Origin of the sequence: Salipaludibacillus neizhouensis (assembly GCF_002886185.1) — a bacterium.
Classification (GTDB): domain Bacteria; phylum Bacillota; class Bacilli; order Bacillales; family Salisediminibacteriaceae; genus Salipaludibacillus; species Salipaludibacillus neizhouensis.
The window spans coordinates 252,852-275,807 of the sequence record NZ_KZ614146.1; the positions used below are offsets into that span (position 1 = coordinate 252,852).

The window sequence follows — 22,956 nt, forward strand, 5'->3', positions numbered from 1 at the left end:
AGTGAAGGGGGATTTAAAATGACAGTAAATTTAGCGTTTATCGGTTTTGGAGGCGTTGGTCAGGCATTAGTGAAAATTCTTATGGAAAAGCGTGGCTCACTTATTTCGGAGCATGATTTGGATACTCGAATTGTAGCTGTGTCTGATGTCATGAAAGGTTCTGTCTACGATCCAAATGGGCTCGATCCCCAAGTGCTCCTGGATACTGTTGAAACTTGGAACCATGTTGAAAAATACCCGGAAAGTCCTACTACAATTAAAGGATGGGACAGTTTTAAGACAATAAAGGAATCAAATGCTGATGTGATTGTGGAGGTGGCATTTACAAATGTCACCACCGGTCAGCCGGCAATTGATCATTGTCGGACAGCTTTTGAATACGGAAAAAGCGTGGTGACGACAAACAAAGGTCCTGTAGCCTTAGCATACAAAGAACTAGCTGCTTTAGCTAAAGATAAACAACGGTTTTGGGGATTTGAAGGAACTGTGATGAGTGGTACCCCTGCATTACGCCTTCCATTTACCACTCTTGCCGGTAATGAAATTTCTGAGATTAAAGGAATTTTAAACGGAACTACTAACTTTATGTTGACGGAAATGGAAAAAGGACTTGAATATGAGGAGGCGTTAAAACTAGCGCAAACAAAAGGATATGCGGAAGCTGATCCGACAAGTGACGTAGAAGGTTATGATGCTCGATATAAAACAGTGATCCTGGCGAATGTTGTCTTAGATTATCCGCTTACCTCGGAAGACGTTGTTTGTTCGGGAATGACAAGTATTACCCGGGAAATGTTGCTTGAAGCGATCAAGCAGAAGAAAAGATGGCGACTAGTGTCTAGACTGAAGTCGAACAACGGAACAGTCGATGCAAGTGTTGGACTTGAATTGCTGGATGAGAATGACCCTTTAGCGACAGTAAGTGGTGCTCTTAATGCGATTGTTTACGAATGTGATTTGTCTGGTTCTATTTTATTAACGGGTGCAGGAGCTGGTTTAAAAGAAACAGGATTTTCATTACTCATTGACCTTATTCATTATCAAAAAGAGAGAAAATTACTGAATATTTGATAAATAGACGATGTTATCGATTAGTGCTGATTATAGTAAAATCAGTAAGCTTTAACATACCCAATAAATAAAAGGTGGTGTAATAAGAATGCAAACAAAAATAATGTCAGAAAAAATGTTTATAGCAGGAAAGTGGCAAGCCGGAAAAGAGACATTTGACGTAGTTAACCCGCAAAATAACGAAGTGATTGCGAAGGTGCCTTTAGCGAGTAAGGATGACATGATCTCTGCAATAGAGCAGGCTGATGTAGCGTTTCAACATCTCGCTTCCTGGCCCGTACATGAACGGATTAGAGTATTAACAAGTGCAGCAAATTACTTGCAGGAGCACCACGAATTGTTTGCAGAAACGATTTCACTTGAAGGAAGTAAAACAATAACGGAATCTCGCGGAGAAGTTTCACGGGCAATTCAAACGATAAGGATAAGTGCTGAGGAAGCAAGAAGATTAAAAGGGGAAACCATCAATTTTGATCAAAAGGAAGGCAGTGAAAATCGAGTAGGGTATTACTACCGCTTCCCGATTGGAGTTATTGGAGCAATCACGCCGTTCAATGATCCTTTAAATTTAGTCGCTCATAAAATAGGTCCGGCAATTGCTGCAGGAAATCCAATTGTTTTAAAACCGGCATCTGTGACACCATTAAGTGCGATTATGCTAGCAAAAGCATTTGATCAGGCAGGCATTCCAAAAGGATTTCTTTCGGTAATTACAGGAGCAGGCAGAGAAATAGGGGAAGTGTTGGTGACGCATCCGGCTGTAAAAATGGTTTCGTTTACGGGAGGACTAGAAGCAGGCAAGCATATTGCTCACCAAGCCGGTTTGAAAAAAATAAGTATGGAATTGGGATCAAACTCCCCGGTGATCATTTTAAATGATGCGTGCTTAACTGAAGCAGTTGCTTCAACAGTATCAGGAGCATTTTCTGCCGTAGGGCAAAATTGTATCGGTGTTCAACGAATTTATGTGGAAGAAGCCATTTATGATACATTTCTGCAAAAATTTATTGAGAGGACAAAAGAGCTTCAAGTGGGAGACAAAATGTCTGAGTGGACGGATATGGGTCCGCTTATTCAGGAAAAAGAGGCAATTCGAGTCGAGGAGTGGGTGCAAGAAGCATTGATGGAAGGCGCTACACTTGAAACTGGAGGCACAAGAGATGGTGCTTTTTATGACCCAACTGTACTAACAAATGTGTCTCATGATTCTAAAGTTTATTATGAAGAGATATTTGGTCCAGTTGTCATCATTGAATCGATTCAAAACATTCAAGAAGCTGTAAAGCGTGCGAATGAAGTTGAGTATGGCTTACAAGCAGGGATATTCACGAAAAATTTAGATGATGCCTTCTATACGGTTCAAAAACTTCATGTTGGCGGTGTCATGGTCAATGATAGCAGTGACTATCGGATCGACGAGATGCCTTTTGGTGGAGTAAAAGGTTCTGGATTAGGTCGAGAAGGTGTGAAATTCTCTATGGAGGAAATGACAGAGCCAAAGGTTGTTTGTTTTAAGTTAGGTAACACGTGGGGGATGTGATCCCTTGCGTGTTTTTACTGTTAGTAAGACAGAAACCAGTACAAGAACAACACCTAATGTTTGCCATAGACTGAGAATATCCCGGAATACAGCTACGCCAATAAAAATGGCAACTACAGGTTCAACGGTTGATAGAATCGCAGCACGGCTTGATTCCACATAAGTGAGACCAAAAGTGTACAATGCATAAGCACCGACTGTGGCAAAAATAGCTAACCCAATACCATTAAAGATTACTGCCGGTTCTGAAAAGAGCTGGGTCTTATTCCACAACTGACGTGTAGGAAGTAAGAATAAAGCTCCAAAAAACATCGAGTAAGCAGTAATGGTCAACGTGTTATATCTCCCACTAACGTACTTGCCAAAGATACTGTAAAGGGCATAGAAAAAACCGGAGGCAATCCCAAATAAAATTGTCGATATTCCTACAGATGATTGACCGAAAGGGAAAAGTCCAACGGCTAAACTGCAACCTGCGAGCATGACGATTAATGCAGATATTTTATTTAATGAAAAAGGTTCGCCGAAAGTAAACCGTGAAATCAGCGTCACAAACACTGGTCCGGTATATAAAAGCACAACAGCTAATGATAAATTTGCTTCATCCATAACTGTAAAAAAGAAAAAGTTAAAAAATGCAATACTTATGATTCCTGTTCCAACGAAGAATGGAAGATCGCGAAATTGTATGTACAGAAGAGAACGTTTCGTGAAAAATAAAAAGAAAAAGATAATTATTGCCGAGAAGATGAGGCGAATGCCGACGACTTCCCATGGTGTAAATTCAAATGTATATAAGTTTTGGACAAATAATCCAGTAACCCCCCAAAGTGCTGCACCGAGAATGACCATTAAATATGCGAGTCGCGGACTCATAAGTTTCCCTCCTTACAACAGTTAGTTTACTAGATCAAAACTTAGCTTAACAGATAAATTCAAAAAAAGCATGAATAGACTTATTAGTCTGTCCATGCTATAAATAATAGCTTTGTTATCATAAAATTTTCGTCTTTTTGTAGAAGAAACCTGAAAAAAAAGGTGGGCGACTCCCACGGAAAAAGTAATGGCTGAGGAGTTGGCCGCGGAAATCGTCACACCTAGAGCGAATTCGAGTACGGCCCTGTTCAAACTAAGAACCCATACTTTATTTTATTTCTCCTCGTTAGACCAAATTAAAACAGTCGTTCCTTCTCCGGCATGAACAGCGATGGAAGAGCTGATTTCTCCAACAAAGGTATCCAATTTTGGAAATTGAATATTAATCATTTCCTTTATTTCGTTTGCCCGGTGAAGATCGTTACCGTGCATAATCTGAACTTGTTCAATACGATTTTTTTCTAAAGCTTGTTGGAGTAATTCTAGCATTCGGTTCGTTGCCTTTTTCTCAGAACGAACCTTTTGAAATAATTCAAATTCACCGTTTTTAGTAATACGAATGATCGGCTTGATTTTTAGAATGTTGCCGATTAGGAACTGAGTCCCGGACATGCGGCCACCTTTATAAAATTGATCGAGACTTCCTAGTAGAATATAGTTTTCAGATCGCTTTGATTCTGCTTGAAGTGTTTCTCTTATTTCCTTTGCAGACTGTTCTTTTTCAGCTAGTTTCATTCCCTTATAAATAAGAGTTGTAATCGCGTAAGACATCGAAAAAGAGTCTACTATTTGTACGTCAAATCCAGCCATGTCTCTACCAGAAGCAGAACTATCAAGAGTTCCACTTAATTTACTTGAAATATGAATGGCGACAGCAGATTCGTATTCCTCGCTTAATTTTTCATATAATTCAGCAAATCTGCCGGCAGCAGGCTGAGAGGTTTTTGGAATTTCCTTATTTGTACGAATACGCTCATATAATTCATCAGTTGATAAATCGATTCCATCATCAAATGCTTCTCCATCGAATATAATGGCTAATGGCAAAACGTACACGTCAGGATGGTCGAGTAGATCCTTCGTTATATATGCAGTACTGTCGGTTACCCAAGCAATTTTCTTTTTAGTCATTACTATATCCTACTTTCTTATAATAGAGTCAGTATATAATGAGACGAAGAGTTTATTAATTAGGTTTTAAGGCTATTCAGCGTGAGTTCTTACAAAATGTTTAATTTCTTATATTATACTAGCTATTTTAATTAATACCAAGTACTAATTACAGGTCCTAATATATTCCTTTTTTGTTACTTTCGTAAACTCCGGTTTTCTATAGTAATGATCGATAAAGCGAAGGGTGTTGCCGATGGATCTGTCTATAGCTGATTCAAGCCAAGCATTTCAAACTAAAACAACAATCTATAAGAAAATACCCTTTATTAAATATAAAACAAGAAGATTGTTGTTTTATATTTAATTGGTCACATCTGAAAGCTATAATACAAAGCTTGGTGTAACGAGAACTATTAATGAGCAATTGAAGCCGTATCATGATATTTTTATTGCTGAAATGGGTGCGAAGCAAGAAGGCGACATTCAGGAAATCTGTGAACTTGTCAATCAGAAGAATGGTATTCTGACAGCAATTGGCGAGCAACATTTAGAAACATTTAAGACATTAGATACGATCAAGAAAACAAAGCATGAGATAGTAGAAACACTACCTGAAAAAGATGGTGTGGCAATATTGAATAAAGATGATGAAAACATCATGTCTCATAAGGCAAAAAACCCTTGTCGAAGGGTATATTACGAAGTGAACGAGGAAGATGTGGATCTTCGTGCTACCAATATTGCCTTCAGTCCGAAAGGTACTTCATTTACAGTACGACTTGTTAATGGGGAAGAGGAGCAGTTCAGGACAAGACTACTAGGAAAACATAATGTTTATAATATTTTAGCAGCTTTGGCAATTGGGTTAGAAATGGGTATGTCGTTAAAACAAATGATCCAGCCTGTTAAAAAAATTGAGCCTGTTAAACATCGATTGGAATACGATCATCGATGATCGTTTTAATTCTTTTGTACAGCAGTTTGCTTTAAAGATCGTTGTGGAAAAAATGGTTACGAATATGACAGAAATCAATTGTTCTGTACTTGGGGACTATGAGTAAGCGGAAGCTTCGGTTTGTGAGCAAGTATTAGGAAGCGATGAGTTTTTATCTTACGAGGATAAGTATACCGGAAGCGGCAGTTCTAAAGATGGAGACGCAAGCAAGGGGATGCAGTCTACGAATCGTATTATTCCAGCTGAAATCAGTGCTGATCAAACAAATGAGGTTCAGACTTTGGCTAAACAGGCGTTCCAATTGTTAGGATGTAGCGGAGTTTCCCGGATTGATCTTATTATTGATAAGGATGAAGACCGTGTCTATATTAATGAGATCAATACAATACCTGGTTTTCCCTTGACACGCATGGCGTAAAGATAGCTGTCAACTTATAAATTCTTAACTTTAAATATAGGGGATTGGAAAAGTTATGATAACTTTTTCAGTCTTTTTTTAGGTCAGAAAGTATAGATTCGGACCATGTTTTCTTCATTCGTTTTAATGGTTACTTTATATGGGTATTGGAAAGTACAAAGGGAGGCGGTTGTTCTTATGATGTTTTATTTAAAAAAAGATCAGAACGTTATTGATGTATTTCGATTTTTGCTGCCATGTATATCAATACTAGTTTTGGCTGGGTGTAACACGGAAGATCCCGATGATGAAGTGAAGGCACCTACTCTTAATGAGGAAACATCTAGTGAATCAAGCAATGTGCAAACGAACGGAGAAAATAATGAAGGTACTAACTCAGAAAAAGAAGATCAAATAAAGAGTTCTCTAAGGGAAGCTGGTACAGATGATTGGGAGGTTGAAACACTTGCTGAAGATCTAGAAGTACCTTGGGCAATGGAGATTCACGAAGGAACAATTTATATGACAGACCGTGAAGGACATATTTTAGAATGGAAAGATGGATTAATCGAAGAATTTGAACTTCAAACTTCATCAGAAATTGCTAGTGAAGGAGAAGGGGGTTTACTTGGTTTTGTGCTAACAGCAGACTTTGAGGATTCTTCTGAAGGCTATGCTTATTACACATTTGAAGGAGAGAGTGGGACCTTACAAAATCGTGTTATATCGATAACAAAAGAGAATGATGAATGGGTGGAGACAGATATTTTATTAGATGATATCCCCGGATCAGTCATTCATAATGGTGGAAGGATTGCAGTAGGTCCTGATGATTTATTATACGTGACAACAGGAGATTCAGATGAACCGAGTCTTGCGCAAGATGAAAATAGTTTAGCTGGTAAAATCTTAAGAATGACTTTCGATGGGGATGTTCCTGAAGATAATCCAATTGATAATTCCTATGTATATAGCTTTGGTCATCGAAATCCACAAGGATTGTCGTGGAACGATGAGGGGGAACTATACAGTTCAGAACATGGATCAACTGCGAAAGATGAAATTAACCTTATTAAACCCATGACTAATTATGGATGGCCAGTAATAAAGGGAGAAAATTCTGAAGAGGGACTGCAAACTCCTTTGATTCACTCGGGAGAAGAAACATGGGCTCCATCTGGCATAGCTTTTTGGGAGGATAACTTACTAGTAGCTACGCTTCGCGGAGAAAGTCTTTATTTCTTTGATCAAACTGAGAATCAAATGAAGGTTGTTTTTGAAGGAGAGGGAAGATTAAGGGATGTTAAAGTCGAAGAGAAAAAGATATACCTCTTAACGAATAATACAGATGGAAGAGGAACACCGAGAAACAATGATGACCGGTTACTTCGTTTGACTTTAAAAGAATAAGGAAAGGTTTAGAGCGTGTGGCAAATGCTAATATAGCTGACACACGCTCTAGACCTTTCCATTTATAACCAGTTATAAATTAAGTTTAAAAGGATTAGTTTTCAAAAAAAAGGGAATTAAAAACGATATATTAAAATTTTAGCTCTTAAAGAGTTTGCTCAAAAAGGTATGCACAATGGCTACACACGCAGCTCGCCTGTTATAAGAATACCACTCAGATAAGGCCTAAGACAATGCAGCTGCTGCGCTCATTGCTTAGAGGATGTTTATAAAGGAAAAAAACTACCTTTTTGGACATCCTCTTAAAAACAAATATGAGGAGATTATAAAATGTTAAATTTTATTCTGGATGTTTTACGAGAATTGGGATGGATTGGACTTCTTATCGGTATTGCAATAGAAGCATTGTCATTCCCATTTCCAGCAGCTATCTTTGTACTTATTTATGGTTATTTATTAGACCCAGGGTGGGGAGAAATCCTCTTTTTCTCCATACTTACTTCTTTGTTTTATGTATTAGTTAGCTTTATTCCTTACTTTTTAAGTATCAGGTATGATAAATTTGTCCGGAGAAAGATTCCTCAGCAAAAGCTTTTGTTTGCTCAGAAATGGATTGATCGCTATGGAGATTGGATGATTGCGGTCGGTCGGTTTATAGGAATGGGTTATATTACGTATATTGCGGGACTTGGCAAGATGAGTAAGATCAAGTTTGCTGGGTTAACTTTTATCGGATTTTATCCACTATCAGTTCTTATGTTCTATCTAGGAACCCTGGGTAATGTTGTGGTAATGGTTGAACGTTTTCAACAAATGCAATGGTTCGTCTATTCCACTCTTGGAGCAATAATCTTACTGTATATTGTGTTTAGAATATATCGGAAAAAGAAGTATGATCAGTCCAATCAAACATCGGCTAAAATATCCTCATAGTGGAAGGGAATTTTCTTATATTTTTGTTTGTTTTCATTAGAATAGAGTTACTAGAAGCCCACTCCAGATGGACTCTTTTCACGAGCAATGGTTCAGCTAGAAATAGTATAATGATAAAAGGATTGAATAGAGTGTATTTGGAAGAAAATAGATACATGAATAATTAGCAAGGGCACTGAAAAAGTTGATTTTTTTTCAGTGTCTTTTAATTTGTTTGAAACTAAAGAGTGATAAACTTTTGAATGAGTTTGATTGTTTTTAAAAATTTTTTATTGATATTGAGTATTTGTGGTTGATTTTGATTGTTTATGCGTGTATTATAAAATTTATAAGAAGGTGTGATCAATAATGCTTACATTTGAACGATATGAGATAATCCTTCAGCTCTTAGAAGAAAAAAAAGTGGCAAAGCTCGCTGCCCTTGTCGAAGCAACAGGTGCATCAGAATCTACTATTCGAAGAGATTTGACTATACTTGAAAATGAACAAAAATTAAAGCGTATTCATGGGGGAGCTTCACTCAAAAAACGAAAAGTAGAAGAGCCTTCCATGACCGAAAAAGTTCAATATTTTGCAGAAGAAAAACGTGAAATCGGGAAAAAGGCGGCTAATTTCATTAAAAGTGGTGACTCTATCTATATCGATGCAGGTACATCAACACAAGCGATTCTTCCATACATTGAGACGAAAGAAATTGTTATCGTGACAAATGGTTTTAACATTATTGAAGAAGCCATTAAAAGAAATTTTAAAACATATGTCATTGGTGGTTATGTTAAATCTGGTACTCATGCATTTGTTGGTAAAGGTGCCGTAGAAACGATTCAGCAATTCCGTTTTGACAAGGCTTTTATAGGAACAAATGGAATTGATTTGGATTTCGGGTATTCTACCCCTGATCCTGAAGAGGCTCAAATAAAACAGCTTGCTATTGAACAATCTAACGAAGCTTTCGTACTAGCAGATCCCTCTAAATTTGGTGAAGTTAGTTTTGCAAAGTTCGCCAGGTTAGAACAAGCTTCAATCATTACTTCTGCCATTACTTCTGCGGATGAGAATGCCGAATATTTAGAACGACTCGCAAAAGAAACGACAGTGGAGGTGGTAAACAATGATCTACACCGTAACGATTAATCCTTCTGTGGATTATTTAGTTGAACTTAACGACCTGTCGATTGGTAAAACGAATCGAGCAGTAGCGCAACGGACCGTGCCAGGCGGCAAAGGGATTAACGTATCTAGAGTACTTAAAACATTTGATACCGAAACCAAGGCGTTAGGATTTATTGGCGGATTTACGGGAGAATTTATTCAGGACGAACTGAGAAAAGAAAAGGTTACTACTGATTTTATAGAAACTGTAGGTCAAACCAGAATAAATGTAAAACTTCAGATGGATGCGGAAACTGAAATTAATGGACAAGCGCCGGAAATAACAGAAAAGCATATAACAAAACTTTTAGAAAAATTAGATTCCTTAAAAGAGGGCGATATTCTTGTCCTTTCCGGAAGTGTTCCATCAGTTTTACCAAGTGATATTTATAAAAGAATGATTGCACGAGTTCAAGAGAAAAAGGTTGTTACTTTTCTAGATACTAGTGGAGCTCCTTTAAAAGAAGCTATTCAAGCATCACCTTTTTTAATCAAACCTAATCAAGCTGAATTGGAAGATTTGTATGGAGAAAAAATTACAAATTTAACCGATGCAATTAGATTAGCTAAAAGAGCTGTGGAAGAAGGCGTGCAAGCAGTTCTCGTTTCCTTGGCAGGTGAAGGCGCTGTTTTCGTAGGTAAGGACTTTATCTACACAGCAAATGTCCCTAAAGGTACGGTAAGAAATTCTGTAGGCGCAGGTGACTCTATGGTTGCTAGTTTTATCTATTATTATTTGCAAACTTCGTCTTTGAGAGAAGCTTTTAAATACAGTGTTGCTGGGGGAAGTGCTACAGCATTTTCAGAAGGATTTTGTACGTTAGATAAAATTGAGGAACTTGTGCTAGAAATAAGTGTTAGTACTAGAGAGGAAGGGTGAATAAAATGAAAATAACGGAATTGTTGAAAAAAGAAACGATGATTCTTAATCTTACAGCAACAACAAAAGATGCCGTCATTGAGGAATTAGCTGATAAACTTGATGGCGCCGGGAATCTTCGAGATAAGCAGGCGTTTATAAAGGAAATACATCACCGGGAAGAACAAAGTTCAACTGGGATTGGCGAGGGTGTTGCGATCCCTCATGCTAAAAGTAAAGAGGTAATTGAGCCCGCAATTGTATTTGGCAGATCTCAATCAGGGATTGATTATGATGCACTTGATGGTGAGAACAGTCACTTATTTTTCATGATTGCAGCAAGTGCAGGAGCTAACGACGTTCACCTTCAAGCGTTGTCCCGCCTCTCGACATTACTAATGGATGAAGATTTCCGCAGACTTTTGATGGAAGCGCGTTCAGAAAAAGATATTCTAGATGCCGTAGATTTAAAAGAAAAAGAGAAATTAGATTCTGAAGATGAAGAAGAATCAGCTCCAGCAACGACAAGTGGAGAAAGACCTTATATCGTTGGTGTTACTGGTTGTCCAACAGGGATTGCACATACGTATATGGCAGCAGATGGTTTGAAAGCGAAAGCGAAAGAGCTCGGTTTTGATATTAAAGTAGAAACAAACGGTTCTGACGGTGTAAGAAACGGCTTGACCGATGATGATATTAAACGTGCAACAGCTGTTATCATTGCAGCAGATACACATGTGGAGAAAGAAAGATTTGCAGGTAAAAGACTAATTGAGGCACCTGTTACAGCCGGTATTCGTCGTCCTGCCGAGTTGTTAAATGAAGCCGTAAGCGGAGATGTACCTGTTTATAAAGGAACAGGTAAAGGTGGCGAAAGCTCCTCAAGTGGAGGAGGAGGTCAGCGTTCAGCATTTTATCGTCATTTAATGAACGGTGTTTCCAATATGTTACCATTTGTAGTCGGTGGCGGTATCCTTATTGCTATTTCGTTTTTCTTTGAAGATCCAGTAGAAGGTACGATTACTCCTTTTGGAGAAATGCTTTCTTACATTGGTGGAGCTAATGCTTTCTTCTTAATGATTCCTGTTCTTGCAGGTTTTATTGCTAGGAGTATCGCTGACCGCCCAGGTTTTGCAGCGGGTATGGTCGGTGGTTTAATGGCGGCAAATGGCGATGCAGGATTCTTAGGCGGTATTATTGCAGGTTTCCTAGCTGGATATCTCGTCATCGGATTAAGACGTTTGTTCTCTTTTATTCCAAAATCATTAGAAGGAATTAAAACAATCTTACTATTACCATTATTCGGAATTACAATTACTGGAATTATTATGTTCTATGCAGTTACACCGTTGGCTGCCATTCAAAATGGCTTAGTCGACTGGCTTTCAGGTTTAGGCACAGGAAATATCGTATTACTTGGAATTTTATTAGGTGGAATGATGGCAGTCGATATGGGTGGACCAATTAACAAAGCAGCATTTACATTTGGTCTTGCTATGATTGACGCTGGAAACTTAGCTCCACATGCTGCAATCATGGCAGGTGGTATGGTTCCACCGATTGGAATTGCTTTAGCAACGACTTTCTTTAAGAATAAATTTACAGACCAAGAAAAAGATGCTGGGAAAACAAACTATGTGTTAGGGGCTTCTTTCATCACAGAAGGGGCAATACCATTCGCAGCGTCAGATCCATTCCGGGTTATTCCGGCTATCATAGCGGGTTCAGCATTAGCTGGTGGTTTAGCCATGTTATTCGGGGCAGAAACAGAAGCACCACACGGAGGGCTATTCGTTATTTTATTAGTTAACAATTGGCCGATGTATCTTCTCGCTATTATAGCAGGAGCAGCATTAACAGCAGTGCTTTTAGGCGCATTCAAAAAGAAAACAGTATAATGTTTAAAAAAGGGTGTGTCACCGGTCAATTTGACCGGCGGCACACCCTTTTTAAACAGATAAGAATTTATAAAATTAGCAGCTACCTTCATGCCGCAAGTATCAAGGGAACCCCACCCTTCCTTTCGAGTAGCACCTACACACACTTCGTAGGTGCTACTCGGGGCGGCGGAAGCTGACGCTGTATTTAACAAAAGACGCTACGCGTTTTTTCTTATATTAAGCCTTCAACAATGAAAATAATTCATGTAACGTTTTTATTTCATATGCAGGCTTTACGTCGGTAGCCTCTTTTTCGAAACGATTCAACCAAACAGAGGGGATTCCCGTTCGATTTGCACCTAGTATATCTGTCATTAAATTATCGCCTACCATCAGAACTTCTTCGGGTTTTAAATCCATTACATTTAATGCATACTCAAAAATACTTTTATCTGGTTTTCCTTTTCCAAAAGCACCGGAAATAATAACCTGATCAAAATAAGGAACGAGTTCAGGGGTAATCTCTAATTTTATGTTCTGTAATTGAGGAGAACCATTGGTTAACATTAGAAGCTTGTAGTCTTTTGTTAATTTTTCTAATGTTTCAATCGCATCCTCAAACAGAAATGGAAATTTTTTGCGCTCTTTTGGAAAGCGGTGAGCAAGATCTATTCCTAATGATTTATCATCAATTCCGACTGCTTTAAGACCATTTATCCAAGCATTTTTTTGATAATCAGGTGCCATTTCAGCCATCTTTTCAAAATCTTTTCCTTCGTCAGTAAATTCTCCCCATAGTCCTTCAAATGGATTAATGCCAATAAGTTTTGTAAACTCATATGTATCAAAACCGGCATAAAGTGTTCGGGCTTCTTTTCGAACAGCTTCCTCTAAAGTCAAAGCATCTACATCGAAGTCTTTCACAGCATATTCACACGTTGCTTCAAAAGCCTTTTTAACACTTTTTTCATCCCATAATAATGTATCATCCAAATCGAAAAATATAGCTTTAATCATGTTGTCCTCCTATATTGAAACAAATGTCTTAAAGATAGCGTACAGAATTGCACGACATCTGTAAATCATTATTACTAATAAAAAAGGAATTTCTGTTTTTTTGTTGAATATTACGAGGGATACTTATTAAGAGAGGATGGTAACAATGACTGAAAAGTTTAACCAGTTAGGCACTAGTACAAAGTTATTACATGCGGGACAAATTCCGGACCCAACTACCGGTGCGAGGGCTCTTCCTATTTACCAGACAACTTCCTATGTTTTTAATGATGCAGATCATGCTGAAAAATTATTTTCCTTGCAAGAGCCTGGGAATATTTATAGTCGAATTATGAATCCTACTGTTGATGCATTCGAAAAAAGAATGGCAATACTTGAGGACGGAGTTGGGGCTTTAGCAACTTCATCTGGTATGGCTGGAATTACCATGACGATACTTAATATTGCCGGTGCAGGTGACCACATTGTATCAGCGGCTAATTTATATGGTGGAACCTATAATTTATTTAAGGTAACATTGCCAAAGTACGGGATACATGTAACTTTTGTAGATTCAACTAATCCAGAAGAAGTCAAACGAGCAATTACTACAAATACAAAAGCCGTTTTTGCAGAAACGGTAGGAAATCCAAGTCTTAATGTACTGGATTTTGAAGCAATTTCAGATGTTGCCCATGAGGCTAATATTCCCTTAATTGTAGATAATACATTTGCGCCACCGCCACTTTGTAAGCCTCTTCAGCATGGGGCAGACATCGTCATCCATTCTGCAACAAAGTGGATAGGAGGGCATGGCACAACCATTGGTGGAGTGGTCATTGATGGCGGAAGATTTGATTGGAATAAGGAAAAGTTTCCTGAGTTCCATGAACCTGATGAAAGCTATGGAGGTCTTGTATATGCAAGGGATCTAGGAGATATGGCTTTCATTATGAAGTTACGTGTGCAACTCATGCGTGACATAGGTGCATGCCTTAGCCCTTTCAATGCGTTTCAGCTGATGCAAGGTCTCGAAACATTGTCATTAAGATTAAAAAAACATCAAGAAAACGCGTTAGCTTTAGCACGGAAATTACAAGAGCATCCTGCTGTTAAATGGGTCAGTTATCCTGGGTTGGAAGATCATACTGCTCATCAACAAGCAAAAAAGTATTTAAACGATGGATATGGTGCGATTGTTAATTTTGGCATCGATGGCGGATTGAATGCTGGAAGAGAACTCATTAGTAATGTGAAGCTTTGGTCACACGTTGCAAATGTAGGTGATGCTAAAAGCTTGATTATTCATCCAGCGAGTACAACTCACCTTCAACTTTCAAGCGAAGACCTAAAGACAACTGGAGTGACAGAGGATCTTGTTCGTCTATCCGTAGGTTTAGAAGATTTGGAAGATATCTATGAGGATTTGAACCAAGCTCTATTTCAAGCAACTGGACACCAGCCTGCACTTGACCAGGACGATACTCAGAAAATGTTGGCGCAAGCAAAAAATTCAGCAATTGAACATACGGACGAAGGTCCACGACGAAAAGTAATTCTAGTTATTTCGGATAACAATACAACTGAAGAGATGAAGCCATGGGAACGACTTAGGTACCGAATCATTACGCTCAACGTATCAGAAGAAAAACATGCACTTTCAGAATACATGACACCACAAAGTGTAAAGATAGATTATGTTTACTTAATGTCGGATCAACTCGATTCTGTTGAACTGACCGATATATTAAAAGGAACAGACCCTGTAGCTGTGCTCGCTAGTGAAAAGGTTGCCTCCACATATAGACAGACTGAAAAGTCATTTCTGATTTTGTAATACCAAGAAAGAGTTGCCTTTTTGACGTAATGAGTGTGCCTCCGCATCTTAATCGTAATATGTTGTGGGCGCAGTCATTGTCAGGTAATTTTCACACTTTATTGGGTCACTCTTCACTGGGTGTCCCTTTTTTTGTATAATAGGTAACAAGGGAAGGGATACACATGTTTAAAAAGATGATAATCAGTATGATGATAATGTCTATTTGTCTTACAGGAGGATTGTTTTTTCTTTTGGAACATTCAGAAGGGGTGATTTCTGATTTACAGAATAATAAGGTAAACGGGGATCTAGTAAAGTCATTTGAGAATAAAGATTACTTCTATCACTTATCTGAGGAAGAGATTAACGAGGCAATCGATAGAGGCACGAATAGCTTGGAACTTATAGAGAATTATTTATTACCGTCGCAATCACAGGAAAATAATGCAGATGTTGCGTTTGCGTACATAGAGACCCCATATCTTACAGTCATGAAGGAATCTCGAGCTGTGTTTGATCATTATGGCAGAAAACCGGTAGCTGAGGAGATGACGGAGCGTATTTCAGATAGTTATCTTCCTATTCATGTTCGATTTAGTGAAAATAAAGGATTGGAGTACCACGTTTCTTTCCTGCAAAAGGATGAAGAAATCGAACCCATTACTACAGAAATCCAAGGAAGCGGAATGATGGAGACAATCTTTATTCATACGGATGATTTGGATTTCGCTTCTTCTGCAACTGTTCGTGTTGAACAAGAAATGAATCCTGGTAATGAAGTAGAGTTTGAAATTAACTTTAATAACTTTATTCCTAAATAAAGAAAAGGAATTCTCAAGTTTTTTTGAGAATTCCTTTTTGTTTCCTCTCGAACGAAGGGGGTCGAATAAGCTCGTCTTCGCTCTTTAGAGTTTTTCAGTTTAGTTGTCATCTTCAATTAATTGAGGATTTTCTTCAAAAATTTTGCCGAGGATTTGCTGCTCAAAATCATTAAAATATTTATTATTGTTGTCTTCGGTATTGCCTTCAGGAGCTATTTCTGATTCAATTGAATCCCAAATAAAAGGTTTCAGGTATTGTAATTCCAATTGTCGATGGTAAAGTTCTTCATCGGTTTTTTTTAATTCTTCTAAAAGGATATCATTAGGCTCATTGCTGTCTTCTTCAAGATATTCTTCTTGATTTAAAAATTCTATAAAGTCATCAAAAGAATATGTAAAAGAATAATTTTCTTCCGCATGTTCTTTCCAACCTATCAATTCGAGGGATATCAATTTTGCTTCTGTTTCGATATTCTCAGATCCAATAGTACTTTCCTCCTGTTTCAAGTAATAGGTTTGGGCGAGTTTCGATTGATTTAGTAGGGATTCTTGCGTAAGGTTGCTTGACTCTGAAGTGAAATTAGATTCACTTATTGACTCTTTAGCATACCTTCGTAATGTGTCTTGTCCTTCTCCTTCAATCGTATTATCAGTTACCTGTCCTGTATCATCCCCCTGATTAATGTTCCCCTCCGGAGTTGAGGAAGTGCTTCCTTGTTCAGATGTTTCTTGGTTCTCCTCATTTCCTGATTGAGACACTTCTGGTCCTGTGTCTGAAATACTGTTTGGACCCTGTCCTTCCAGATAAAACATGGCAATGGAAAGAGCAATCAGGATCACCGTTCCAATTGCTAAAATAATAACCTTATTCTTGTGCATATATTCACCTCATTATTTCTGTTTATCATCTCTATTATAAAATAAGCTTCATAAGAAGTGATGGCGATAAGTTTGAATAATTGCCTGTTAACAATCAACCCTTCTTAAAAGAAAAAATAAAGTGATTTCATTATACCATGATGATTATATGTATACCTCAACTATAGAAGAAAATACATACTTACAGGCATAAAGGCTTATGTAGTTATCATTAGAAACTACTTTTATGATCATGATTTAGAGTGATTTCCTCATGTGAATATATTTCGAACTACCTTTCATCGAACTATAGTATTTTTTTAGTTAATTAATTAAAAATACAAGGAGACCCTTTAATTTGTACTAGTAGTAAAATCAAAAATACTTTTGTATATAAACAGTTGATTATATAAAGGGTTGCTAATATAATGAACAGGGATAAGCTTAATAAAGGGAGACGTGGACATTATGACAGCTATTATTCTTGCTTCTGCAATATTTATATTCACCCTCGTATTGGTTATATGGCAGCCTAAAGGGCTTTCCATAGGGTGGTCAGCGTCAATAGGCGCGATTCTTGCCCTCTTAGCAGGTGTTGTTTCTTTTCAGGATGTCGGGGAAGTGACGGGGATTGTATGGAACGCTACGCTTACATTTATCGCCATTATTATCATTTCCCTTATTCTCGATGAAATCGGATTTTTTGAATGGGCCGCCTTGCACATGGCACGAGTTGCGAAAGGTAACGGCATAAAGATGTTCATATTCGTTTCGCTTCTTGGAGCAGTGGTTGCTGCTTTTTTTGCAAACGATGGAGCAGCTTTAATATTAACACCGATCGTTTTAGCAATGGTAAGAGCATTGAAATTCAAAGATGCGATGATATTACCGTTTATCATGGCAAGTGGTTTTATTGCAGATACTACCTCACTTCCGTTAATAGTAAGTAATCTAGTGAATATCGTTTCTGCTGATTTTTTTGAAATTGGATTTGTGGAATACGCGTCCTACATGATTGTACCGAACTTTTTTGCATTAGGAGCAAGTATTCTTGTACTTTATCTTTATTTTCGTAAGAGCATTCCAAAGAACTATGACATGACAATGCTAAGAGAACCTAAAGAGGCTATTAAAGATCCTAAAATGTTCAAGTTATCATGGTACGTATTAGGTTTATTGCTAACTGGATATTTTATTAGTGAGTTTATCAATATAACAGGTCCGATCTCTGGAGAGTCAACGACTTTTCCAGTATCGTTAGTTGCCGGTACGATAGCCATTTTCTTTTTACTTATGGCGAGAAAAAGCCCCGCTGTAAATACAAAAGTCGTTATGAAAGGTGCACCTTGGGCGATTGTTGTCTTTTCGATTGGCATGTATGTCGTTGTTTATGGACTTAGAAACGTCGGGTTAACAGATGTGTTAGCAGTTGTATTAGAAGGAGCGGCAGGTCAAGGAATGTTCATCGGAACCATTTCGATGGGATTCATTGCGGCTATTCTTTCTTCAATCATGAATAACATGCCTACAGTGATGATTAACGCTCTAGCGATACAAGACGCCAACATTACGGGTTCCATGAAAGATGCATTTATTTATGCAAATATCATAGGATCAGACCTAGGTCCAAAAATTACCCCAATTGGCTCGTTAGCTACACTGCTATGGCTTCATGTTTTGGCTTTAAAAGGAGTAAAGATTTCTTGGGGATACTATTTTAAAGTCGGAATTATCCTGACTATCCCTACACTGTTTATTACGCTAACCGGATTGTATTTGTGGATGATTGTGATGATGTAAAAAGAAAGGCTCTGATAAAGTAAAATTTACTTTTTTCAGGGCCTTTAGATATTATAATAAGAAGAGAGAGAAGATTTTAATACTTCCAGATTTTGCGTAATAGTGCTTCTCTTATAGGAGGTGTTTGATGAATCCGAATGTTGTATCTGAAGAATACATGGAATTACAAAAACAGTTATCCGTTCATCAGAAACAACTTTGCAATTCGATAGTTTTGAGCATGGACTTCACTATTAGACGAGAAGATTTAAATGCAGGACTGCCGGTACTATCACAACTTAAATATACGCCAGTTCCAGCTGGTCTGTATTTGATGGCAGTAAAAAAAGTCGAAACTGTTTTAATTTCTCATCAATATGAGTTGAAAGAGGAATTAAACCGCTTAACAACGAATCTAACAGAGGAAGATGTTTACTCGTGGATTAAACATGCAATCACCTTTAACACGGAATATTTCCAAGGATTAGCTGAAAAAAAACAACTGTCTCCATGGCTTCCTCAATTTTTAGCTGAACATGCGCTACGCCCATTTATGCAAGGGGTTGCTGTATTGTCTCAGTCCTTCATCAATGAATTTGACGTAATGGGCACATGCCCTTGTTGTGGGGAACCACATCGTTTAGCGAAGCTGGCTAGCAATGAACAGAAATATTTATGTTGCTCACGTTGTGAAACGCAATGGAAGCAACATAAGGTATCTTGTGTTCACTGTGGAGATGACAGAAAGGGAAACCTTTTTTATATAAGTATTTTAGAAGATAACCGAGCAAAAATCGAAGTATGCCGTACTTGCAATAATTACTTGAAACTTATTACAATGATAGATCAAACAGAAGTAAAATCTGCTGCCCTTCTCGATCTTGAAACGCTACATTTAGATTTTGTCGCTCAAGAAGAAGGTTTTGGCAAAGACATATAATGGTTATGGCAAGGTGGTATGTTTATGGAAATTGCGGGAATAATTTTGGCTGGTGGAAAGTCAAGCAGAATGGGAACGAATAAAGCTTTGCTGACAGTTAATGGTGAACAGACGATAGTGAGGCTATTGGAGCGACTATTAAACATCGTAGATGAAGTCATTCTTGTGACAAATGACAAGGAAACATATGAATTTCTAGATGTGCAGATGGTAACAGACAATGAAAAGGACAGGGGACCACTTGCGGGACTTGAGGCTGGATTAGCAGCCTCAAAGCACTCCTGGAATTTAATTGTCGCTTGCGATCTTCCTTTTTTTGAGGAGAAGATTGTTGAGGTACTGCTTCATAGCTTGAAACAAACTGCGTGTGATGCTGTCATTCCTCTAATTAATGGGAGAGCACAACCGTTAATGGCTTTGTATCATCGACGTGTCTTACCGACTATTGAACAAAGTTTGAAAGAGAATAAATTGCGTTTACGAGACGTGTTTACTCAGATAAATTCAAGGTTTGTCACTGAAGAAGAATTCCTTAAAGCTGGTTATTCCGAAAAAGAAATTGAAAAGTTGTTTTTTAATATGAATAATCCTGAAGATTATACCTGGGTTAAAAGCCAAAAGAGTAAGCCTTGAGGAACTAGAAATAAAAAATTATGAGATTCAGTTTAGATAGAGCGGGATAAATAAACGGATATTTTCTATATGAGGATGTTCAAAAAGAGGGTTTTTTTGCCTTTTTAAACATCCTCTAAGCAACGCGGCGTGTGTAGCCATTGCACAAACCTTTTTGAACAAACTCTATATGGAAATTTAGCACTGAAGAATGTATAATGAAAAATAAGAGGTGAAGTTATATGGCAAACATAGGCATGCCGGGTTTAATACTTATTTTGGTTGTCGCTCTCGTTATTTTTGGTCCAAGCAAGCTTCCTGAGATTGGAAGAGCTGCAGGAGAAACACTAAGAGAATTCAAGAAATCTACAAGGGAACTAACAAAAGACGTTACAGATCCTATTGATGATATGAAGAAGGAAGCTCGAAAAGTAACTAATGATGATAAATAAGTATAAAATTCTAAAAGAGGCCAGGAATGGTCTCTTTTGTTTTTGCCTCTTAGAGGAGTAGATACTAGTAGAAATAGAGTGAAGTCTTATTAAATCAATTTCGAATGACGTGTTTTAATGGGTGTGAAGAGGGGAAAGATATAATAGGACAAGTTGGACAGGATCTTATTTACTTAAGGTTGTTTTCTTATACATTGTTGCCTCAGTTCGAACGGAAAGAGCTCGAATATGCTGTACTGGTGGACGCATTCCACAGGCACGTTTCAGCTTCCACAGACCAAAAATTTTCTGCGTGGTTCTTCAACTGGTACATAAAATTACAAAGCGGTATATTAGACAAAATTCGATGTGTTGACTAAACTTAACATAAGAGTAAGTAAGGTTTTGTTGGAGGGGAAAGATGTTGACCAATCACATATCATTTCAAGATTATTATAACAATACAGTAAATTTTTCCACTGCCAATCATCCTTTTTCCGGAGACCCAAAGCATGTTTGGGTTGTTGCCAGATATAAAGGCAGCTGGCTTCTAACGATTCATCCTTCTCGGGGACTTGAATTCCCAGGTGGAAAAGTAGAACCGGGAGAGGATGCCGAGACTGCAGCTAAGCGGGAGGTATTTGAAGAGACTGGTGGAGTAGTGGAAGATTTGTATTATATTGGACAGTACAAAGTGCTTGGGAAAAGTGAAACTGTCATTAAAAATGTTTATTTTGCGAGTGTTAAAGAACTTATTTCCAAAAAAAATTATTTCGAGACGAAGGGCCCTAAACTACTTAAGCAAATTCCAGGTAATGTCCGTCATAATCATCAGTACAGTTTTATTATGAAGGATGATGTTCTTGAGTTAAGTCTTGGTGAAGTAAATAACCGCTTTTTACATGAGAATCATACGTTAGAACAGTAAAACTCATCGTCACTTAGATTTTAATGGTGACGGATGAGTTTCTTTTCTATGAGTTCAACCCCTTGATACATACACGTAGCCAGTATAGCAATAATGACGAGTGATAACATTACCAATGTGAAATTGAAAACCTGGAAGCCATAAATGATCATGTAGCCTAATCCTTGCTGCGAAACTAGAAATTCACCTACTATTACGCCAACCCAGGAAAGGCCAACATTTACTTTCAAGGTAGAAATCATCGTTGGATAACAGGCAGGGAAAATTACTGTCGAAAAGGATTGAAATTTTGTTGCCCCAAAGCTTTGAATGACTTTTAAGTAGTTATCATCTACTCCTTTAAAAGCACTATAAATAACCATCGTGGTAATAATGACTGAGATTAAAGCCCCCATGAAAATAATCGACGTAAATCCAGGCCCCAGTCCTACGATTAAGATAGGTCCCAGTGCTACCTTAGGCATGGAATTCAAGATCACTAAATAGGGATCTAACACCCTCGAAAGAAACGGTGACCACCAAAGAAGAGCAGCGATAATGATACCGACACCTGTGCCTAAAATGAACCCTAACACGGTTTCAAACAGGGTGACAGATGTATGGAAAAATAAGCTGCCATCTTGAATCCGATCCAAAAACAAGGCCCAGACACGGGACGGCGAACTGAAAAGAAGAGGATCCAGCCAGCGTAAAGCAGTTGTTACTTCCCAGGCAAGGAAAAATGAAACTAGAATAGTTAATTGCGATAGTTTTATCCATCCTCTTTTCTTTTTTTCTTTCTTTTTATATTCTTGGAGCATTTCTTTACGATGATTCTTCACTGGATTCCATCTCCTTCCAGATTTTTTGGAATAAGGAGTTAAACGTGTCACTTGTTCGTACTTTAAAGGGGAGTTCCTGCGAAAGCTGTTTTGGAATAATAAATTCATTTTGAATTCTTCCTGGTCTACCAGCTAATAAAATAATTCGATCACTCATCGCAATAGCCTCTCCAATATCATGTGTAACAAGAATAGCTGTTTTTTTATGGGCACGAATGGTCGAAAAAACAAGATCCTCTAATTTTAGTTTTGATTGATAGTCTAAAGCGGAGAAAGGTTCATCTAATAGAAGAAGCTCCGGATCAGTAGACAACATGCGGACTAATGCCACACGTTGTCTCATGCCCCCGGAGAGCTCATAAGGATAGTTTTTTAGTTTATCTAATAAACCGAGCTGTTCCAGCAATTTGATGGGGCGTTCTTTTTCTTCTTTAGATGTTTTATCTAATATTTTTAGTCCAAGTAATATATTTTCTTCAATGGATAACCAGGGAAACAAGTAGTCTTGCTGAAGCATATACCCCGTTTCAGGAGTAGGTTTTTCTATTGGGACTCCATCCAAGATGATTTGACCTTTCGTTGGAAGGATTAATCCGGAAACAAGAGAGAGGAGAGTTGTTTTACCACAGCCACTAGGACCAATAAAAGAAATAAACTCTCCTTTTTCAATCGTTAAATTAATATTTTCAATGGCAGTTGTCATTGTTTCCAAGGAAAAGAATGTTTTTTCTACATCCTGCAATTCTAATATAGCCATGATATTCT

21 protein-coding genes and 1 pseudogene are annotated in these 22,956 nt (G+C 37.9%); 16 read left to right on the plus strand and 6 right to left on the minus strand.

Annotation, left to right across the window (positions count from 1 at the left end):
* Positions 1 to 18: 18 nt before the first annotated feature.
* Both CEF18_RS01065 and CEF18_RS01070 read left to right on the plus strand, forming a co-directional pair.
* Positions 19 to 1,071, plus strand: coding sequence for a homoserine dehydrogenase (locus tag CEF18_RS01065; protein WP_110934759.1), 1,053 nt, complete (start codon positions 19 to 21; stop codon positions 1,069 to 1,071).
* 88 nt (positions 1,072 to 1,159) lie between these two features.
* Positions 1,160 to 2,611 (plus strand): aldehyde dehydrogenase family protein, encoded by a 1,452-nt coding sequence (locus CEF18_RS01070; protein WP_110934760.1) that lies wholly within the window; start codon positions 1,160 to 1,162, stop codon positions 2,609 to 2,611.
* Here CEF18_RS01070 and CEF18_RS01075 read toward each other — a convergent pair.
* Both CEF18_RS01075 and CEF18_RS01080 read right to left on the minus strand, forming a co-directional pair.
* Complete coding sequence (locus tag CEF18_RS01075; protein WP_110934761.1) at positions 2,588 to 3,487, minus strand: DMT family transporter; 900 nt, start codon at positions 3,485 to 3,487, stop codon at positions 2,588 to 2,590. The two genes, CEF18_RS01070 and CEF18_RS01075, sit on opposite strands and share 24 nt — an antisense overlap.
* Positions 3,488 to 3,760: 273 nt before the next feature.
* On the minus strand, positions 3,761 to 4,618 hold the full coding sequence (locus CEF18_RS01080) for a DegV family protein (RefSeq protein WP_110934762.1): 858 nt from the start codon (positions 4,616 to 4,618) through the stop codon (positions 3,761 to 3,763).
* A gap of 346 nt (positions 4,619 to 4,964) precedes the next feature.
* Here CEF18_RS01080 and CEF18_RS01085 point away from each other — a divergent pair, with 346 nt between their 5' ends.
* The 7 genes and pseudogenes from CEF18_RS01085 to CEF18_RS01115 all read left to right on the plus strand — a co-directional run bounded on the left by CEF18_RS01085 (position 4,965) and on the right by CEF18_RS01115 (position 12,204).
* Positions 4,965 to 5,555, plus strand: coding sequence for a Mur ligase family protein (locus CEF18_RS01085; RefSeq protein WP_110934763.1), 591 nt, complete (start codon positions 4,965 to 4,967; stop codon positions 5,553 to 5,555).
* 121 nt (positions 5,556 to 5,676) lie between these two features.
* Positions 5,677 to 5,973: pseudogene (locus tag CEF18_RS01090) on the plus strand (D-alanine--D-alanine ligase); the annotation flags it as partial.
* A 177-nt stretch (positions 5,974 to 6,150) separates the two neighbouring features.
* The gene (locus tag CEF18_RS01095) at positions 6,151 to 7,362 is read left to right on the plus strand and encodes a PQQ-dependent sugar dehydrogenase (RefSeq protein WP_110934764.1); all 1,212 of its coding nucleotides are present in this window, start codon (positions 6,151 to 6,153) and stop codon (positions 7,360 to 7,362) included.
* A 330-nt stretch (positions 7,363 to 7,692) separates the two neighbouring features.
* Positions 7,693 to 8,295, plus strand: coding sequence for a DedA family protein (locus CEF18_RS01100; RefSeq protein WP_110934765.1), 603 nt, complete (start codon positions 7,693 to 7,695; stop codon positions 8,293 to 8,295).
* A gap of 348 nt (positions 8,296 to 8,643) precedes the next feature.
* The gene (locus CEF18_RS01105; RefSeq protein ID WP_110934766.1) at positions 8,644 to 9,429 is read left to right on the plus strand and encodes a DeoR/GlpR family DNA-binding transcription regulator; all 786 of its coding nucleotides are present in this window, start codon (positions 8,644 to 8,646) and stop codon (positions 9,427 to 9,429) included.
* Entirely contained in the window at positions 9,407 to 10,327 is a 921-nt protein-coding gene (gene pfkB / locus CEF18_RS01110) for a 1-phosphofructokinase (protein ID WP_110934767.1), read from the plus strand. The genes CEF18_RS01105 and pfkB overlap by 23 nt, the downstream gene beginning before the upstream one ends.
* Before the next feature lie 5 nt (positions 10,328 to 10,332).
* Positions 10,333 to 12,204 carry a PTS fructose transporter subunit IIABC gene (locus CEF18_RS01115; protein ID WP_110934768.1) on the plus strand — a complete coding sequence of 624 codons (1,872 nt, stop codon included), beginning with the start codon at positions 10,333 to 10,335 and terminating at the stop codon, positions 12,202 to 12,204.
* Positions 12,205 to 12,423: 219 nt separating this feature from the next.
* On the opposite strand, the gene CEF18_RS01120 is transcribed toward CEF18_RS01115, so the two are convergent.
* A complete protein-coding gene (locus CEF18_RS01120) occupies positions 12,424 to 13,203 on the minus strand; it encodes an HAD family hydrolase (RefSeq protein WP_110934769.1) in 780 nt (259 codons plus the stop codon).
* A gap of 145 nt (positions 13,204 to 13,348) precedes the next feature.
* Between CEF18_RS01120 and CEF18_RS01125 the strand changes: the two genes are divergently transcribed.
* On the plus strand, positions 13,349 to 15,019 hold the full coding sequence (locus tag CEF18_RS01125) for an O-acetylhomoserine aminocarboxypropyltransferase/cysteine synthase family protein (RefSeq protein ID WP_110934770.1): 1,671 nt from the start codon (positions 13,349 to 13,351) through the stop codon (positions 15,017 to 15,019).
* 164 nt (positions 15,020 to 15,183) lie between these two features.
* Positions 15,184 to 15,822 carry a hypothetical protein gene (locus CEF18_RS01130; protein WP_110934771.1) on the plus strand — a complete coding sequence of 213 codons (639 nt, stop codon included), beginning with the start codon at positions 15,184 to 15,186 and terminating at the stop codon, positions 15,820 to 15,822.
* A 99-nt stretch (positions 15,823 to 15,921) separates the two neighbouring features.
* On the opposite strand, the gene CEF18_RS01135 is transcribed toward CEF18_RS01130, so the two are convergent.
* Positions 15,922 to 16,701, minus strand: coding sequence for a hypothetical protein (locus CEF18_RS01135; RefSeq protein ID WP_110934772.1), 780 nt, complete (start codon positions 16,699 to 16,701; stop codon positions 15,922 to 15,924).
* A gap of 447 nt (positions 16,702 to 17,148) precedes the next feature.
* Here CEF18_RS01135 and CEF18_RS01140 point away from each other — a divergent pair, with 447 nt between their 5' ends.
* From CEF18_RS01140 to ytkD, 5 genes are all read left to right on the plus strand, one after another.
* Complete coding sequence (locus tag CEF18_RS01140; RefSeq protein WP_110934773.1) at positions 17,149 to 18,480, plus strand: arsenic transporter; 1,332 nt, start codon at positions 17,149 to 17,151, stop codon at positions 18,478 to 18,480.
* A 127-nt stretch (positions 18,481 to 18,607) separates the two neighbouring features.
* Complete coding sequence (locus CEF18_RS01145) at positions 18,608 to 19,399, plus strand: formate dehydrogenase accessory protein FdhE (protein ID WP_110934774.1); 792 nt, start codon at positions 18,608 to 18,610, stop codon at positions 19,397 to 19,399.
* A gap of 24 nt (positions 19,400 to 19,423) precedes the next feature.
* Positions 19,424 to 20,032, plus strand: a complete 609-nt coding sequence (mobA, locus tag CEF18_RS01150) for a molybdenum cofactor guanylyltransferase (RefSeq protein WP_183041094.1) — start codon at positions 19,424 to 19,426, stop codon at positions 20,030 to 20,032.
* A 221-nt stretch (positions 20,033 to 20,253) separates the two neighbouring features.
* The gene (locus tag CEF18_RS01155) at positions 20,254 to 20,463 is read left to right on the plus strand and encodes a twin-arginine translocase TatA/TatE family subunit (protein ID WP_110934776.1); all 210 of its coding nucleotides are present in this window, start codon (positions 20,254 to 20,256) and stop codon (positions 20,461 to 20,463) included.
* Positions 20,464 to 20,863: 400 nt separating this feature from the next.
* Positions 20,864 to 21,370, plus strand: a complete 507-nt coding sequence (gene ytkD / locus CEF18_RS01160; RefSeq protein ID WP_110934777.1) for an RNA deprotection pyrophosphohydrolase — start codon at positions 20,864 to 20,866, stop codon at positions 21,368 to 21,370.
* A gap of 20 nt (positions 21,371 to 21,390) precedes the next feature.
* On the opposite strand, the gene CEF18_RS01165 is transcribed toward ytkD, so the two are convergent.
* Positions 21,391 to 22,170 carry an ABC transporter permease gene (locus CEF18_RS01165; RefSeq protein WP_110937547.1) on the minus strand — a complete coding sequence of 260 codons (780 nt, stop codon included), beginning with the start codon at positions 22,168 to 22,170 and terminating at the stop codon, positions 21,391 to 21,393.
* A gap of 4 nt (positions 22,171 to 22,174) precedes the next feature.
* Positions 22,175 to 22,948: an ABC transporter ATP-binding protein gene (locus CEF18_RS01170; RefSeq protein WP_110934778.1), complete on the minus strand. Its 774-nt coding sequence runs from the start codon at positions 22,946 to 22,948 to the stop codon at positions 22,175 to 22,177.
* Positions 22,949 to 22,956: the final 8 nt, after the last annotated feature.